The following is a 16,557-nucleotide window of genomic DNA, read 5'->3' on the forward strand; positions in this document are numbered from 1 at the left end:
GGCGGGGGGGAAGGGCTGGATCGCATTTTCGGGGGCATGTCTGGGGAAGGTGCCGTTTATTTGGGCGCAACTGCGGCTGGCGCAAGGCGTGCCCCGCGCTAAACTGGCATCCATGACGCGCGACCCGGTTCTGAGTTTCACCGACCGGGGCATTTTCTGCCCCGATGGCGGTTTTTTCATCGACCCATGGCGCCCGGTGGACCGCGCGCTGATCACGCACGGCCATTCCGACCACGCCCGCCCCGGCCATGGCGCCTACCTTGCCACCCATGCCGCAGGCCCGGTGATCCGCCACCGGCTGGGCGCGATTGCGCTCGATGGCATCGGCTGGGCCGAGCCGCGCCGGATCGGCGGGGTGACGGTGTCGTTCCACCCGGCCGGGCATGTGCCAGGATCGGCGCAGATCCGGGTGGAACGGGCGGGCGAGGTCTGGGTGGTTTCGGGCGACTACAAGGTGGAACCCGACGGGTTGTCGGAACCCTTCGCGCCGCTGCCCTGCCACGCCTTCATCACGGAATGCACCTTTGGCCTGCCGGTCTTCCGCTGGCAGCCGCAGGCGGCGGTGATGGCCGATCTGCGGCGCTGGTGGGCGGCCAATGCGGCGGCAGGTCGGGTGTCGATCCTCGGGGCATACGGGCTTGGCAAGGCACAGCGCATCATGGCGGCACTGGGAGACTGCGGCCCGATCCTGACCCATGGCGCGGTCGAGGCAACCACCGAAGTGCTGCGCGCCCAGGGCTATGCCCTGCCCGCGACCGTGCCGGTCCGCGCCGGGGTCGATGGCAAGAGCCACCCCGGCGCGCTGGTCATCGCGCCGCCCTCGGCGCTGGGCAGCGCCTGGGCCGCGCGCCTCGGCCCGTCGGCGGAGGCCTTCGCCTCGGGTTGGATGGCGCTGCGCGGCGTGCGGCGCAGGCGGAGCCTGACCGGGTTCATCCTTTCCGATCACGCCGACTGGCCGGGGCTGAACGCCGCCATCCGCGCCACCGGGGCAGAACGGGTCTTCGTGACCCACGGCTACACATCGGTCTTTCGCCGCTGGCTTGAAAGCGAAGGCTACGACGCGGGCATCGTGCAGACCGAATACACCGGCGACGATACCGACACCGCCGGGGCAGCAGAGCCATGATCCATGTTTCTTCTTGGCCCAAATACCCCCCTGCGCCCGGTCCGGGTGCCACGCCGGGCCTTGCGCGATGATCCGCTTCGCCGCCCTGTTCGAGGCGCTGGACAATACGACGAAAACCACCGCCAAGGTCGCGGCCCTTGCCTCCTATCTGCGCGACGCGCCCGAGCCTGACCGGCTGTGGACCGTGGCGCTGCTGTCGGGCCGCCGCCCGAAACGCGCGGCCACCGCCACCGAACTGCGGCTCTGGGCGGCCGAGGCGGCGGGCCTGCCGCTGTGGCTGATCGAGGAAGCCTATCCGGTGGTCGGCGACCTGGCCGAAACCATCGCGCTGATCCTGCCCGCGCCGGGCCACCCCGACCCGCGCAGCCTGTCCGACTGGATGGCCGCGCTGATTGCCATCACCGGCCAGCCGGCCGAGGCGCGCCGGGCCGCGATCCTGGCGGCCTGGGACGGGCTCGGGCCGCAAGAGCGGTTTCTGTTCAACAAGCTGATCACCGGCGGCTTTCGCATGGGGGTCAGCCAGGGGCTGATGACGCGGGCCCTGTCGCAGGCCACCGGAATCGACGAGCCGACGCTGGCGCACCGCCTGATGGGCGACTGGACGCCCGCAACCACGCGCTTTGCCGACCTGATCGCCGAGGCGGGCGATGGCGGGCAGGGGCGCAGGCCCTACCCCTTCGCGCTGGCCTCGCCGCTGGAGGGCGCGCCCGAAGACCTCGGTCCGCCGCAGGACTGGCTTGCCGAATGGAAATGGGACGGCATCCGCGGCCAGCTGATCGTGCGGCCCGATGCCTTCGCGCTGTGGTCGCGCGGCGAGGAACTGATGACCGGCCGCTTCCCCGAACTGGCTGTTCTGGCTGACTTTCTGCCGCCCGGCACGGTGATCGACGCCGAGGTGCTGACGTGGCGCGACGGTGCGGCGCTGCCCTTCGCCGCGCTGCAAAGGCGGCTGGGCCGGGTGACGGTGCCGAAGAAGCTGCTGGCCGAGGCGCCGGTGCAACTGCTGGCCTATGACCTTCTGGAGGATGCCGGGACCGACCTGCGTGCCGCCCCGCTGTCGCACCGCCGCGCCCGGCTGGAGGCGGTGCTGGCCGCCCTGCCCCCGGGCCTGCCGATCGCCGCCTCGCCCCGGCTGGAGGTGACAGGTTGGGCCGCCCTTGCCGCCGCCCGCGCCACCGCCCGCGACCGGCAGGCCGAGGGGCTGATGCTGAAGCGTCTTTCGTCGCCCTACCATGTCGGGCGCAAGCGGGGCGACTGGTGGAAATGGAAGCTCGACCCCTACAGCGTCGATGCGGTGATGATCTACGCCCAGTCCGGCCACGGTCGGCGCGCGACACTGTTCACCGACTTCACCTTTGCGGTGCGCGACGGCAATGACCTCGTGCCCTTCACCAAGGCCTATTCCGGCCTGACCGACGCCGAGTTTGGCGAAATCACCCGCTGGGTCCGGGCCAACACGCTGGAACGCTTTGGCCCGGTGCGCCGGGTGCCGCCGGACCTGGTGTTCGAGATCGGGTTCGAGGGCATCCAGGCCAGCCCGCGCCACAAGTCGGGCATCGCGCTGCGGTTTCCGCGGATGTTGCGCTGGCGGCACGACAAGACGGCCGACGAGATCGATACGCTGGACAGCCTGCGGGCGCTGCTTGGGGCACAGACCGGGGGGCCAGCCCCCCGGACCCCCGGGGATATTTGAGAACAGAAGAAGGGAAAGACCGGGACTTTTCCTTGCGGAACCGTGGAACGTGACCCTATGTGTGGCGAAACCAGAGTGAGGTCCGAAATGACGCTGCCCCTGCCCAGCCCCGTGTTCGATGCCAATGCCTCTGCCGGGGGCGGGTTGGGCAAGCTGCCCGACTGGGATCTGCGCGATCTTTATGCCAGCCCCGACGCGCCCGAATTTGGCCGCGACATGGGTTGGCTCGAGTCGACCTGCGCGGCCTTTGCGGCCCGCTATCAGGGCAAGCTCTCGGCGCTGGATGCGGCGGGGCTGCTGGCCTGCGTGCGGGAATACGAGGCTATCGACGTGACAGCCGGGCGCGTGATGTCCTATGCCGGGTTGCGCTATTACCAGAACACGATGGACAGCGAGCGCGCCAAGTTCATGGCCGACGCCCAGGACCGCATCACCGCATTCACCACGCCGCTGGTGTTCTTCAGCCTGGAGTTCAACCGGCTGGACGAGGCGCATCTGGCGGGGCTGCTGGCGGAAAATGCCGACCTTGCGCGCTACAGGCCGGTGTTCGACCGGATGCGCGCCATGCGGCCCTACCAGTTGTCGGACGAGCTTGAGAGGTTCCTGCACGACCAGTCGACGGTCGGCGCCTCGGCATGGAACCGGCTGTTCGACGAGACCATGGCGGGGCTGATGTTCGAGGTGGCGGGCGAGGCGGAACCGCTGAACCTGGAGGCGACGCTGAACCTGCTGACCGATCCCGACCGCACCAAGCGCGAGGCGGCGGCGCGGGCGCTGGCGGCGGTGTTCGACACCCACATCAAGCTGTTCTCGCGGGTGCACAACACCCTGGCCAAGGAAAAGGAAATCCACGACCGCTGGCGCGGAATGCCCACGCCGCAGACCGGGCGGCACCTGTCGAACCACGTCGAGCCCGAGGTGGTCGAGGCGCTGCGCAATGCGGTGGTCGCGGCCTACCCCAAGCTGAGCCACCGCTATTACCGGCTGAAGGCGAAGTGGATGGGGCTGGAGCGGATGCAGGTCTGGGATCGCAACGCGCCGCTGCCGATCGACACGCCGAAGGTCGTCGACTGGGACGCCGCGCGCCGCACGGTGACTGAGGCTTACGCCGCCTTCTCGCCCCGGATGGCAGAATTGGCCGAGCCGTTCTTCACCAAAGGCTGGATCGACGCCGGGGTGAAGCCGGGCAAGGCGCCGGGCGCCTTCGCGCACCCGACGGTCAGCACGGTGCATCCCTACATCATGTTGAATTACCTTGGCAAACCGCGCGACGTGATGACGCTGGCGCATGAGTTGGGCCACGGCGTGCATCAGGTGCTGGCGGCGGCGCAGGGCGAACTGCTGTCATCGACTCCACTGACCCTGGCTGAAACCGCCAGCGTCTTTGGCGAGATGCTGACCTTCCGCCGCCTGCTGGAGGTCGCGCAGACACCCGCCGAGCGCAAGACCCTGCTGGCGGGCAAGGTCGAGGACATGATCAACACCGTGGTGCGCCAGATCGCCTTCTATGATTTCGAATGCAAGCTCCATGCGGCGCGGGCGGAGGGCGAGCTGACCCCCGACGACATCAACGCGCTTTGGATGAGCGTGCAGGCGCAAAGCCTGGGCGACGCGTTCGAGTTCATGGACGGCTACGAGACCTTCTGGGCCTATGTGCCGCATTTCGTGCATTCGCCGTTCTACGTCTATGCCTATGCCTTCGGCGACGGGTTGGTGAACGCGCTCTATGCCGCCTACGCCGACGGGATGCCGGGGTTCGAGGAGAAATACTTCGACATGCTGAAGGCGGGCGGGTCAAAGCACCACAAGGAATTGTTGGCGCCCTTCGGGCTGGACGCCAGCGACCCGAAGTTCTGGGACAAGGGGCTGAGCATGATCGCGGGCTTCATCGACGAACTGGAAGCGATGGAGGACTGATCTCCGGTCGCCGGGGCGGATTGGCCGCCCCATGAGGGGGGGGCTGCAACTCTGCCGGGGTTGCAGATTGCCCCCCGCGCCACCGCCGGGCGACGGCAGTTGCCTCAGGGCTGCTGATCTGCCTGTCTGCGGGTCACGTGCGCTTCCATCTGCGCCTCGGCGGATGCCAGATCGGCCGCGACGGCATCGGCATCGACCAGCCGCAGCAGGTCGGGTTCAAGCGTGGTGATCGGGCCGCTGACGATGATCCACGCCCCAGGATTCCTGACCCGCAGCGCCACGATCAGCCGCGAAAGCGCGAAGACCCGGCTGGAGCAACTGGCCGACAAACCGATGATCGGATAGGAGGCGAGCCCGACCTCGTCTATTACCTCGTCATGCGTCAGGCCGACCTTCAGGTCGATGTTCCAGCCGCGGCGCCGCAGGTAATCGGCCGCCATTGTCACGCCGAGCGTGTGCGTCTCGCCGGGTGTGGCGGCGAAGGCGGCGCGATAGGCATCGGGGCGTATGACATCCCACGGGATGAACAGGCGCCGCAGGCCGCGCAGCAGGGCGTAGATGCGCCCGGCCGCGATGATGACCTCGGTCGCGCTGACGCGATCCTCGTCCCAGCGGACGCCGAGGTTGCGCGCGGCATCCCCCAGATAGGCAAGCGTCAGCACGTCGACCGACATGCCGTCTGCCTGGGCGCGCATCACCATCTCGGTCGCCAGCGCGTCGTCGGGCGACAACAGCGCATCGCAGAGCGCCTCGATATCCGCGGTGCTGGGCTGCGCCCCGTCGCTCGGGGTCGAGGAATGGCGTTCAAGACGGGCGATCACTTCAAGGGCAAGGGCCTGGACGGCTTGTTCGTGGCTGGCCTTCGGGGGAGGCTGAAAGACCTGTCTTGCCCTCTGATAGGCCCGCTGGTCCATTTCACCCGACCGTTCCGACCGTTCGCGCATGACGCCCCCCGCCCGAACGGGCAAACCTGAAGATCCCGAAGGTTCTGGCCGCAGCGCACCCACAACCGGTGGATGAACCCTGATCACAACGGCGCGATTCTTCCACCCATCATCGGGCAACCTTAGCATGTATCAACTGTCAAGCAACCCTGACACAAGCCTGAAAGTTGCGACAGATCGAAGCTGGCGGGCGGCCGGCAATACGGGGCGTCAGCAGGTCGCGACCGGCTGTGCCACCGCGAAGATGCGGTCGATCATCGCCTGGGTGCCCCGGCTGAATTCAAGCGGGCAGGAAAATGCCGCACCGGTGCGGACCGACCGGCAGAAGGCCTCGACCTGCAAAGCATAGTGCCGGGCAGCGGGAAAACGTTCGACGGTCACCTTCAGGCCGGGCTGGTGCAGCTCCACCCGCGCCTCGCCGAACACGCCTGCGTTGAACGGGGCTGTCAGGCGGATCAGGCCCTTGTCGCCCTGGAACACCACCTCCTGCCGCGGGAACAGCCGCATCGAGGTCATGGAAGAAAAGGTGAATCGGCCCAGCGGCCCGACCATCGTGCCGCTGGCCTGCGCCCAGGTGTCAACGTCATTTTCGCGGATGATCCGCGCCTCCAGCACCTCGGGTTCGGCGCAGGTGACAAAGCGGACCGAGCCGCAGGTATAGACCCCGATATCCCGCAGGCTGCCGCCGCCGGTTTCGGGGCGGTTGCGGATATTGCCGGGATCGGCGCCGTTGTCATAGCTGAAGGCTGCGTCCACATGCCGCACGGCGCCGATCGCCCCTTCGGCCACCAGCGCCCGGACACGCTGCCATTGCGGATGATGCACGATCATGAAAGCCTCCGCCGCCAGCAGACCGGCAGCATCGCGGGCGGCGATGATCGCGTCGATCTCGTCGGCCCGCATGGCGATCGGCTTCTCGGTCAGAACGTGTTTTCCCGCGGCCAGCGCCTTCAGCGTCCATTCCACATGCAGATGGTTCGGCAGGGGAATGTAGACCGCGTCTATCATGGGGTCGGCCAGCAGCGCGTCGTAGCTGCCATGCACCCGCAAGCCGGGGCAGAAGGCGGCAAAGGGAGCGGCGCGGGCCGGATCCGACGTGGCAAGCGCCAACAGAGACGCGCCGCAGGCCGCGTTGATCGCGGGGGCCATGTGGTCACGGGCAAAGGCCGCAGCCCCCAGAATGCCCCATCTCACCGTCTCGGCCATGCTGTCCTCCGCCCCTGTGCGGCTTCAGGCTACGCGTGAAGGGCGCAAAGGGAAAGGCCGTGGCGTCGCGCCTCGCGCCCGACCCCGGCCGTTTGGCGCGGACGGCGGGCGCGGGCCGGAATTTTCGTAGAAAATTCGCGCTCGCTCGCGCAGGGTCAGGCGGGAATCAACATGCCCTTGCCGCGCGCCAGTTCGCGCATCTTGTCCTGCAGCTTCTCGAAGGCCCGCACCTCGATCTGCCGGATGCGTTCGCGGCTGACGGAATAGGCTTCCGACAACTCCTCCAGCGTGACCGGCTGATCGGTCAGGCGGCGCTGCACCAGGATGTCGCGCTCGCGGTCGTTCAGCACGCCCATCGCCTGCACCAGCAGTTCGCGCCGGGTTTCCAGCTCGTCCCGCTCGGCATAGGCGCCGGCCTGATCGCTGTCTTCGTCTTCAAGCCAGTCCTGCCATTGCGTCGTGCTGTCGCCATCCGACCCGACGGTTGCGTTCAGCGAGGCATCGCCGCCCGACAGGCGGCGGTTCATGTCGATGACTTCGGTTTCGGTCACGTTCAGGTCGGTGGCGATCCGGGTCACGTTTTCGGGGCGCAGATCGCCGTCTTCCAGCGCGCCGACCTTGGCCTTGGCCTTGCGCAGGTTGAAGAACAGCTTCTTCTGGGCCGAGGTGGTGCCCAGCTTCACCAGGCTCCACGACCGAAGGATGTATTCCTGGATCGAGGCGCGGATCCACCACATCGCGTAGGTCGCAAGCCGGAAGCCCTTTTCCGGGTCGAACCGTTTCACCGCCTGCATCAGCCCGACGTTGGCTTCCGAGATCACCTCGGCCTGCGGCAGGCCGTAGCCGCGATACCCCATGGCGATCTTGGCGGCCAGCCGCAGGTGCGAGGTCACCATGCGGTGCGCGGCTTCGGTATCCTGATGGTCGACCCAGCGCTTGGCCAGCATGTACTCTTCTTCCGGTTCCAGCAGGGGAAACTTGCGGATCTCCTGCATGTAGCGGTTCAGCCCCTGTTCGGGGCTGGGTGCCGGAAGGTTGGTGTAGGTGCTCATCATCTGCCCCTTCTGCCCTGCAGAAACCGCAAGGCGATCAACGTATGTAACCATGTCGGCGCCATCAAGGTTCCCGCGCCTTTGAAGTTTGCGCTAACACAGAACATATAACGACAAATGAACGGGTATCCGTCGCGGCGCCAGATCTGTGTCGGCGAATTCACGGGATTGTCAGGCGGGCGCGGGTCAGCCCTTCTTCGGCACGGCGGCTTCCAGGGCGGCAATCATCCCGGCCATGTCGGGGGGCAGCGGCGAGGTGAACTCCAGCGCCTCGCCAGTCACCGGATGCAGGAACCCAAGGCTCGCGGCGTGCAGCGCCTGGCGCGGAAAGGCATTCGCCATCTCGGCCACGGCATCGCCCACCGACTTGCCCGCCACCCGGCGGCGGCCGCCATAGGTCTGGTCGCCCAGCAGGGCGTGGCCCGCATAGGCCATGTGCACCCGGATCTGATGCGTGCGCCCGGTTTCAAGCCAGCATTCCACCAGCGTCACCGCAGGCGGCAGGCCGTAGCTTTCCAGCACGCGTGCCCGCGTCACCGCATGGCGGCCGCCGTGGAACATCACCGCCTGGCGCTGGCGGTCGGTCTTGTGCCTTGCCAGTTGCGTCGCGATCCTGACAATCCCACCATGCTCGAAAGTCACCCCCTGCATCCCGCGCAGTCGGGGGTCGGCGGCATCCGGGCGGCCGTGGACCAGCGCGATGTAATGACGCGTGACCGAGTGGTCCTCGAACTGCGCCGCCAGCCCGTGATGCGCGCGGTCCGATTTCGCCACCACCAGCAGGCCAGAGGTGTCCTTGTCGATGCGGTGCACGATGCCCGGGCGCCTTTCGCCGCCGACCCCCGACAGCGTGTCGCCGCAATGGTGCAGCAGCGCGTTGACCAGCGTGCCGGTCCACGACCCCGGCGCGGGGTGCACCACCATGCCCACCGGCTTGTCGATCACGATCAGGTCGTCGTCTTCCCACACCACCGACAGCGCGATGTCTTCGGGCAGGGTATCGACCTCCACCGCCTCGCCCGGGGTGATCTGCCAGACCTGGCCTTCGGTGACGCGGGTCTTGGGGTCGGTCACGGCCACGCCGTCCAGCGTCACCGCCCCGTCGGCGATCAGGCGCATCAGGCGGGTGCGCGACAGCGCCGCTTCCTCTGGCACCTCGCGGGCAAGTGCCTTATCAAGCCGATCAGGGGGCGAAAGCCCTATCACGACGGACAGGATGCCCGCAACATCGGCATCGGGGGCAAGGGGATTGGCCATGGATACGGCTCCGGCAACTGACGGGCTGGCGCCCACCATCAGGTTTCTGAAATGGCTCGTGATCCTTCTGGCGGTCACGATGATCGTCGGTGTCATAATGATCGTTTCGCTGATTGTCACCCGAATGCCGCAGACCCTGCGCCCCGAACCGGCCCCGGCGGCAGAAATCACGCTGCCCGCCAGTGTCGCCCTGCCCGCAGGCACAGAGGCCCGCGCCATCACCCAGAGCGCGGACTGGATCGCCGTCGTGACCACCGACGACCGCATCCTGATCTTCACACCCGATGGCGGCACCCTGCGGCAAGAGATCGCCATCACCCGCCCCTGACGGATGGGTGCGTCACACGCAGGCGGCCGTCGCCTGCCCCCCTTGCTGCACTCGATCAGTCCATTTGCGACAAAATTGCGGCGGAACCGGGTGGACCGCGTTGCCCTTCCCACCGCAGCATGTCGCAAAATGGGAGATGCGACATGCCGGACATGGCCGATGCAACAGAAACGGCGGCCCTTGTCGCAAGTGGCGCGGTCAGCCCGGGCGAATTGCTCGATGCGGCGCTTTCGGCGGTGGCACGGCTGAACCCGGCGCTGAATGCCGTGGTGCTGGTGCAGGAAGAGGCCGCCCGCGCCGCCATCGCGCGCGGCCTGCCGGCCGGGCCGTTTCGCGGCGTGCCATTCCTTCTGAAAGATCTGGGCTGCGAGGCGGTCGATTTTCCCTCGCACAACGGCTCGCGCCTGCTGGCCAATACCCGCTACCGCCGCAACAGCGCGATCTTCGAGCGCATCCGCGCCACCGGCGTCGTGACCTTCGGGCGCACCACCTCGCCTGAGGGCGGCATAGGCCCCGCCACCGAATCGGCGGTCTATGGCGGGCCGACGCGGAACCCGTGGAACCTTGGCCACACCTCGGGCGGGTCATCGGGCGGGGCGGCGGCGGCGGTGGCGGTCGGCATCGTGCCTTTCGCGCACGGCTCGGACGGCGGCGGGTCGGTGCGGATACCGGCCTCCAGCTGCGGGCTGTTCGGGTTCAAGCCGACCCGGGCGCGGCTGCCCGACGGCCCCTATTCCGGCGAGGGCTGGGCCGGGATGGCGATCGACGGCTTCCTGACACGGTCGGTGCGCGATACGGCTGTGATGCTCGATGCCTGCGAAGGCGCCGACCCCGGCGCGCCCTACTGGGCGCCGCCGCTGATCCGCAGCCATGCCGACGCGATCAGCCGGCCCCCGCGCCGCCTGCGGGTGGCGCTGTGCGACACCACCTTCACCGGCGAGGCGATCCACCCCGAGGTGCGCGCCGCCGTGCTCGACGCCGCGCGCCTGCTCGAAAGCCTCGGCCACCACGTGGAACCCTCGCGGCCCGCCGCCGACATCGCGGGAATGATGCGCGCCTGGACCGACATCGTCGCCATCGGCACGGCGCTGGGCATCAGCAAGGCGCTGAAGGGTGCTGACCTGACCGATGATCTGGTCGAAGGCGTCGGGCGCGGCGCGTGGCGCCATGCGCAAACCCTGCCCGCCACGCGGTATCTGGAGGCGGTGGGAGAGATTCACGCCTTCGGCCGCCAGATGGCCGGGTTTTTCGCACCCGAAACCGGCACCGGCCCCGACATCCTGCTGTCGGCCACCCTGGCCGAGCCGCCCGCCGCCGTCGGCCGCTTTTCCCACGCGACCGAGGATTACGTCGCCTTCCGCACTGGCCCGGAAGGGGTCTTTGCCTATTCGCCGTTCTGCGCGGTGTTCAACGCCTCGGGGCAGCCTGCGGCCTCGGTGCCGCTGGGCATGTCGTCGGGCGGGTTGCCGGTCGGCGTCCATCTCGCCGCCCGCTTCGGTGCCGACGAGACGCTGATCAGCCTTTGTGCCGAACTGGAACGCGCCGCGCCCTGGGGGCATCGTCGGCCGAGGTCGGCGCATTGAGGGTTGCGCTGCGGCAAAGCGCGCGCCTAACATGCCGCAAGCAAGGCGCACCCGGACGCCACTGACCAATGCGATGGAGATGCCAAGTTGACTGCACCCACAGCCGTCGAAGCCCGCAACGCCGTGAAGGCTTTCGGTCAGGGTGACCTTGCGGTGCGGGCGCTGGACGACGTGTCGGTTCAGATCCGCAAGGGCGAGTTCTTCACCCTGCTGGGGCCTTCGGGCTGCGGCAAGACCACATTGCTGCGCCTGATCGCCGGGTTCGAGACGCCGACCTCGGGGCAGATATTGCTGGATGGGGTCGACATCACCGACCTGCCGCCGAACAAGCGCCCGGTGAACACGGTGTTTCAGAGCTATGCGCTGTTTCCGCACCTGACGGTGGCGCAGAACATCGGCTTCGGGCTGGAAATGCTGAACCGGCCGCGTGCCGAGGTTGCGGCGGCCACCGAAAAGATGCTGGCGCTGGTGCGGATGGAGGCGTTCGCCGGGCGCAAGACCAGCCAGCTTTCGGGCGGCCAGCAGCAGCGCGTGGCATTGGCCCGCGCACTGGCACCGCAGCCCAAGGTGCTGCTGCTGGACGAGCCGCTTTCGGCACTCGACCTCAAGCTGCGCAAGGAAATGCAGATGGAGCTGAAGCGGCTTCAGCTTGAAACCGGCATCACCTTCATCTTCGTGACGCATGACCAGGAAGAGGCCCTGACCATGTCGGACCGCATCGGCGTGATGTCGGCGGGCAAGATTCTGCAGATCGGCGACCCGCGCGAGATCTACACCCGGCCCGCCAACCGTTTCGTTGCGTCCTTCATCGGAGAGTCGAACTTCCTGCCCGGCACCACCGCCCCCGGCGGGGTGCGGCTGGATGGCGGCGGGTTGGTCGAGGTGATGGGCAGCGCCCAGCGTCCCGGCAAGGTGACCGTGGCGGTCCGGCCCGAACAGGTGCGCCTGGTCGATGCTGCCGAGCCGGGCGCGCTGGCCGCGACCGTTACCGACTGGGTCTATTTCGGCACCGACACCCATTGCCACCTGCACCTTGCCGACGGCACCGAGGTGGTGGCCCGCCTGCAAAGCCCCGCCACCGGCGACACGGCCCTGCAACGTGGCGCGCAGGTCGGCCTGCGCTTCGCGCCGGGCGCCGCGCAACTGCTGGGGGACTGACGCAATGTCGGCCAACGAGGACCGCGCCCGCCGCGAAAACGCCCGCCACGCCTGGATCCTCTCCACCCCGGCACTGCTGCTGCTGGCCTTTGCGGCATCGGGCCCGCTGCTGATCGTGCTGGTCTATTCGTTCCTGACGCCGGGGCAATATGGCAACGTGGTGTGGGACTTCTCGCTGAAGGGCTGGATCGGCATCCTGTGGACGGAAGACATCTTCGCGCCCGGCACCTACACGCTGGCCGACGCGCATCTGTCGATCTTCTGGCGGTCGGTGAAGCTGTCGCTGCTGACCACCGCCATCACCTTTGCGGTGGGCTTCCCCACCGCCTGGTTCATCGCCACCCGGCCGCCGAAGGCGCGGGCGATGTGGCTGTTCCTGATCACCATCCCGTTCTGGACCAACCTGCTGATCCGCACCTTCGCCATCAACGAGGTGATCCGCAACGAGGGCCTTCTGAACACAGCACTGATCTGGCTGGGGGTGATCGAGACGCCGATCCGCATCATCTACACCGATACCGCCGTGCTGATCGGCATGGCCTACGTCTACCTGCCGCTGATGGTTCTGCCGCTGTTCGCCTCGATCGACCGTTTCGACATGCGGCTGCTGGAGGCGGGCTATGACCTTTACGCCAGCCGTCTGGCGGTGCTGCGCCGGGTCATCCTGCCGATCGTCAAGCCGGGCATCGTGGCGGGGTCGATCCTGGTGTTCGTGCCCTCGCTCGGGGCCTATGTCACGCCGCGCGTGCTGGGCGGCGGCAAGAACATGATGATCGGCAACTTCATCGAGCTGCAGTTCGGGCAGGGCCGCAACTGGCCGCTGGGGGCGGCGATTTCGATGACGCTGCTGCTGATCGTCATGGTGGCGCTGCTGATCTATGTGCGCGCCGCCAACAGGGGCAACCCGCATGGCTGAGCGCGCCTTCTCCGCCTCGCGGCTGCCGGGATTTGCCGCCGTCGCGATCACGGCCTTCGTGCTGCTGTATCTGCCGATTGTCACGCTGGTGGTCTTTTCCTTCAACTCGGGCAGTTCGGTCGCGGTGTGGGAAGGGCTGTCGCTGGACTGGTATGCCAAGGCCTGGCAGAACCAGACGGTCAAGGATGCCACGCTGCGGTCGCTGTTCATCGCGGCCAGCGCATCCGCCATCGCCACCACGGTGGCGACGCTGGCCGCCCTTGGCACCACGCGGCGCGCGCAGTTCAAGGGGCAGACCTTCATCTATGTGATGATCAACCAGCCGATCATGGTGCCCGAGATCGTGACGGCGGTGGCGCTGCTGATCTTCTTCGCCTCGATCAAGGTGGCGACCGGCTATCAGGGGCTGGGCTATCTGATCATCGCGCATTCGGCCTTCTGCATCCCCTTCGCCTATCTGCCGATCCGCGCCCGACTGGAAGGGATGGACCTGAGCCTGGAGGTTGCCGCCGCCGACCTTTACGCCGACCGCTGGCGCACCTTCCGCCGGATCACGCTGCCGCTCTTGCTGCCCGGCATCATCGCCGGTGCGATGCTGGCCTTCGTGATCTCGCTCGACGACGTGGTCATAACCGAATTCGTCAAGTCGGGCGGGCAGGACACGCTGCCCACCTACATGCTGGGCCAGATGCGCCGCGCCATCACGCCCGAGGTCAACGCGATCTCGACCGTGCTGCTGGGCCTGACCGTGGCGCTGCTGACCGCCTTTTTCATACTGACCCGCAAGCGGGACTGAACCCGCACAACCAACGATCCAACCCGGAGAGACCCATGAAAAGACTTCTGAGCGCAACCGCCCTGCTGCTGGCAGGCACCTCGCTGGCATCCGCCGAAGGCGTGCTGAACCTGTTCAACTGGGGCAACTACACCAGCCCCGAACTGCTGGCGAAGTTCGAGGCCGAAACCGGCATCAAGGTCACCGTCACCGATTACGACGCCAACGACACCGCGCTGGCCAAGATCGAGGCCGGCGGGCATGGCTACGACCTGGTGGTGCCCTCGGCCAACTACATTCCGATCTACCGCGAAAAGGGCCTGATCGTTCCGCTGGACCTGAGCAAGTTGCCGAACCATGCCAACATCGCGCCGGAGTGGAAGGACGTGCCGTGGGACCCGATGCGCGCCCATTCGATCCCGTGGCAGTGGGGCTCGACCGGCGTCGCGGTGAACACCGCCGTCTACAAGGGCGACATCAACACCTCGGCGATCTTCCTCGATGTGCCGGAAGAGCTGAAGGGCAAGATCAACGTCGTGCCGGAAATGACGGATGTGGTGAACCTGGCGATCATGTATGTCGGCGGCGAGCCCTGCACCGAGGACACCGAGGTGCTGAAGAAGGCCCGCGACGTACTGGTTGCCGCCAAGCCCGACTGGCTGAGCATGGACTACGGCGCGACGGAAAAGCTGAGCAACAACGACTGGGCGGCCTCGGTGAACTGGAACGGGTCGACCATGCGGGCGCGACTGGCCAACCCGGACGTGGCCTACGGCTACCCCAAGGAAGGCTATCCGCTGTTCATGGATTCGGTGACGCTGCTGGCGGATGCGAAGAACGTCGACAACGCCTATGCCTTCATGAACTTCGTCATGGTGCCCGAGAATGCCGCGATGATCTCGGCTTTCGCGCGCTATGCCAACGGCATCGCCGGGTCCGAGGCCTTCATGCCGGAAGACATGAAGACCGCGCCGGAAGTGGTGACGCCGGAGGAGCACAAGGCGGCGGGGCGGTTCCTGCCGACCTGTTCGGCAAAGGCGACCGAATACAACACGGCGATCTGGACCGAACTGCAGAAGTGACGGGTTGCGGCCGGGCTTGCCCCGGCCGCCGCAAGCGGGGGGCCAGCCCCCCGCGCCCCCCGGGATATTTCCAAACAGAAGAAAAGGGGAAGGCAGGGTGGATCTGAACAATCTGTCAGCTTCGGTGCTGTCGGCATTGATCGCGCGGCGCGAGGTGTCTTGCGCCGAGGTGATGGCGGCGTATCTGGCGCGGATTGCGGCGGTGAACCCTGTGATCAATGCGGTGGTGGCGCTGCGTGACGAAGGCGAACTGATGGCCGAGGCGCGGGCGGCGGATGCGGCGCCGCGCGCAGGCTGGCTGCACGGGATGCCCTTCGCGGTGAAGGATCTGCAGGCGGTGCGCGGGGTGCGCTCGACCTCCGGCTCGCCGATCTTTGCCGGGCTGGTGCCGGAGGTGGACGACATGCTGCCTGCGCGGCTGCGGGCGGCGGGGGCCATTCTGATCGGCAAGACCAACACGCCGGAATTCGGGCTGGGGTCGCACAGTTTCAACCCGGTGCACGGGGTGACCGGCAACCCCTATGCGCCGGGGCTTTCGGCGGGCGGGTCATCCGGCGGGGCGGCGGCGGCGCTGGCGGCGGGGCTGGTGCCGCTGGCGGACGGGTCCGACATGATGGGCAGCCTGCGCAACCCGGCGGCATTCTGCAACGTCTACGGCTTTCGCCCGGGCTATGGCCGCGTGTCCTCGGACCCGGTGGGCGACACCTTCCTGCACCAGTTGGCGACCGACGGGCCGATGGCGCGCAATGTGGAGGATCTGGCGCGGCTGCTGGAGGTGCTGGCGGTGCCCGACGCCCGCGACCCGCACGGAATGGCGTGGGAGCCGTTTGCCGAAGGGCTGGACACTGACCCGAAAGGGCTGCGGATCGGCTGGCTGGGCGACTGGGGCGGCGCCTATGCGATGGAGCCGGGGGTTCTGGAGACCTGCGAAGGGGCGCTGCGGGGGTTCGAGGCGCTGGGCTGGCATGTCGAGCCGGTGGTGCCGCCCTTTGCAGCGGAGCGGCTGTGGGACAGCTGGACCACGCTGCGCAGCTGGGCGGTGCCGGCGAACCTCGGCCCGCATCATGCCGACCCGGCGCGGCGGGCGTTGCTGAAGCCGGAGGCGGTGTGGGAGATCGAGCGCGGGCTGGCGCTTTCGGCGATGGATGTGCATCGCGCCAGCGTCGTGCGGTCGGAATGGTTCAGCGTGCTGGCCGGGCTGTTCACCCGCTTTGATGCGCTGGTGCTGCCTTCGGCGCAGGTCTGGCCGTTTCCGAAGGAATGGCGCTACCCGGAGGCGATCGGCGGGCGCGCGATGGACACCTATCACCGCTGGATGGAGGTAGTGGTGCCGGTGTCGCTGGCGGGCCTGCCTGCGCTGGCAGCACCTGCGGGGTTCGGGGCGAACGGGCTGCCGATGGGAATGCAGATCTTCGGCCCGCGCGGGGCGGACCGGCGTCTTTTGCAGATGGGGCAGGCGTGGCACCGGGCCACCGACTGGCCCGGCGCACGCCCGCCGCAGCTTTAGCCGGGGTTACTGC

14 protein-coding genes are annotated in these 16,557 nt (G+C 67.8%); 10 read left to right on the plus strand and 4 right to left on the minus strand.

The genetic code is table 11. The features are described from left to right. Positions 1 to 112: 112 nt before the first annotated feature. From RNZ50_17090 to RNZ50_17100, 3 genes are all read left to right on the plus strand, one after another. Positions 113 to 1,126, plus strand: coding sequence for a ligase-associated DNA damage response exonuclease (locus RNZ50_17090; protein ID MDT8856709.1), 1,014 nt, complete (start codon positions 113 to 115; stop codon positions 1,124 to 1,126). Between the two features lie 67 nt (positions 1,127 to 1,193). Beyond that, complete coding sequence (locus tag RNZ50_17095) at positions 1,194 to 2,819, plus strand: ATP-dependent DNA ligase (GenBank protein MDT8856710.1); 1,626 nt, start codon at positions 1,194 to 1,196, stop codon at positions 2,817 to 2,819. A gap of 87 nt (positions 2,820 to 2,906) precedes the next feature. Then, complete coding sequence (locus RNZ50_17100; protein ID MDT8856711.1) at positions 2,907 to 4,736, plus strand: M3 family oligoendopeptidase; 1,830 nt, start codon at positions 2,907 to 2,909, stop codon at positions 4,734 to 4,736. Positions 4,737 to 4,840: 104 nt separating this feature from the next. Here the strand turns inward: RNZ50_17100 and RNZ50_17105 are convergent, their stop codons facing one another. From RNZ50_17105 to RNZ50_17120, 4 genes are all read right to left on the minus strand, one after another. After that, a complete protein-coding gene (locus tag RNZ50_17105; GenBank protein ID MDT8856712.1) occupies positions 4,841 to 5,680 on the minus strand; it encodes a cobalamin-dependent protein in 840 nt (279 codons plus the stop codon). A gap of 210 nt (positions 5,681 to 5,890) precedes the next feature. Beyond that, entirely contained in the window at positions 5,891 to 6,886 is a 996-nt protein-coding gene (locus RNZ50_17110; protein ID MDT8856713.1) for a Gfo/Idh/MocA family oxidoreductase, read from the minus strand. Positions 6,887 to 7,041: 155 nt separating this feature from the next. After that, positions 7,042 to 7,938: an RNA polymerase sigma factor RpoH gene (gene rpoH, locus RNZ50_17115; protein ID MDT8856714.1), complete on the minus strand. Its 897-nt coding sequence runs from the start codon at positions 7,936 to 7,938 to the stop codon at positions 7,042 to 7,044. 186 nt (positions 7,939 to 8,124) lie between these two features. Further along, complete coding sequence (locus tag RNZ50_17120; protein ID MDT8856715.1) at positions 8,125 to 9,195, minus strand: RluA family pseudouridine synthase; 1,071 nt, start codon at positions 9,193 to 9,195, stop codon at positions 8,125 to 8,127. Between RNZ50_17120 and RNZ50_17125 the strand changes: the two genes are divergently transcribed. From RNZ50_17125 to RNZ50_17155, 7 genes are all read left to right on the plus strand, one after another. Further along, positions 9,194 to 9,523 carry a DUF6476 family protein gene (locus RNZ50_17125; protein ID MDT8856716.1) on the plus strand — a complete coding sequence of 110 codons (330 nt, stop codon included), beginning with the start codon at positions 9,194 to 9,196 and terminating at the stop codon, positions 9,521 to 9,523. The genes RNZ50_17120 and RNZ50_17125 overlap by 2 nt on opposite strands. 143 nt (positions 9,524 to 9,666) lie before the next feature. After that, on the plus strand, positions 9,667 to 11,106 hold the full coding sequence (locus tag RNZ50_17130; protein MDT8856717.1) for an amidase family protein: 1,440 nt from the start codon (positions 9,667 to 9,669) through the stop codon (positions 11,104 to 11,106). Between the two features lie 87 nt (positions 11,107 to 11,193). Then, positions 11,194 to 12,264, plus strand: a complete 1,071-nt coding sequence (locus RNZ50_17135) for an ABC transporter ATP-binding protein (GenBank protein MDT8856718.1) — start codon at positions 11,194 to 11,196, stop codon at positions 12,262 to 12,264. A 4-nt stretch (positions 12,265 to 12,268) separates the two neighbouring features. After that, complete coding sequence (locus tag RNZ50_17140) at positions 12,269 to 13,180, plus strand: ABC transporter permease (protein MDT8856719.1); 912 nt, start codon at positions 12,269 to 12,271, stop codon at positions 13,178 to 13,180. After that, positions 13,173 to 13,976 carry an ABC transporter permease gene (locus RNZ50_17145; protein ID MDT8856720.1) on the plus strand — a complete coding sequence of 268 codons (804 nt, stop codon included), beginning with the start codon at positions 13,173 to 13,175 and terminating at the stop codon, positions 13,974 to 13,976. The genes RNZ50_17140 and RNZ50_17145 overlap by 8 nt, the downstream gene beginning before the upstream one ends. Positions 13,977 to 14,011: 35 nt before the next feature. After that, on the plus strand, positions 14,012 to 15,037 hold the full coding sequence (locus tag RNZ50_17150; GenBank protein ID MDT8856721.1) for an extracellular solute-binding protein: 1,026 nt from the start codon (positions 14,012 to 14,014) through the stop codon (positions 15,035 to 15,037). Positions 15,038 to 15,134: 97 nt separating this feature from the next. Then, positions 15,135 to 16,544, plus strand: coding sequence for an amidase (locus RNZ50_17155; protein ID MDT8856722.1), 1,410 nt, complete (start codon positions 15,135 to 15,137; stop codon positions 16,542 to 16,544). Positions 16,545 to 16,557 lie beyond the last annotated feature (13 nt).

Source organism: Paracoccaceae bacterium Fryx2, from assembly GCA_032334235.1.
GTDB lineage: Bacteria > Pseudomonadota > Alphaproteobacteria > Rhodobacterales > Rhodobacteraceae > JAVSGI01.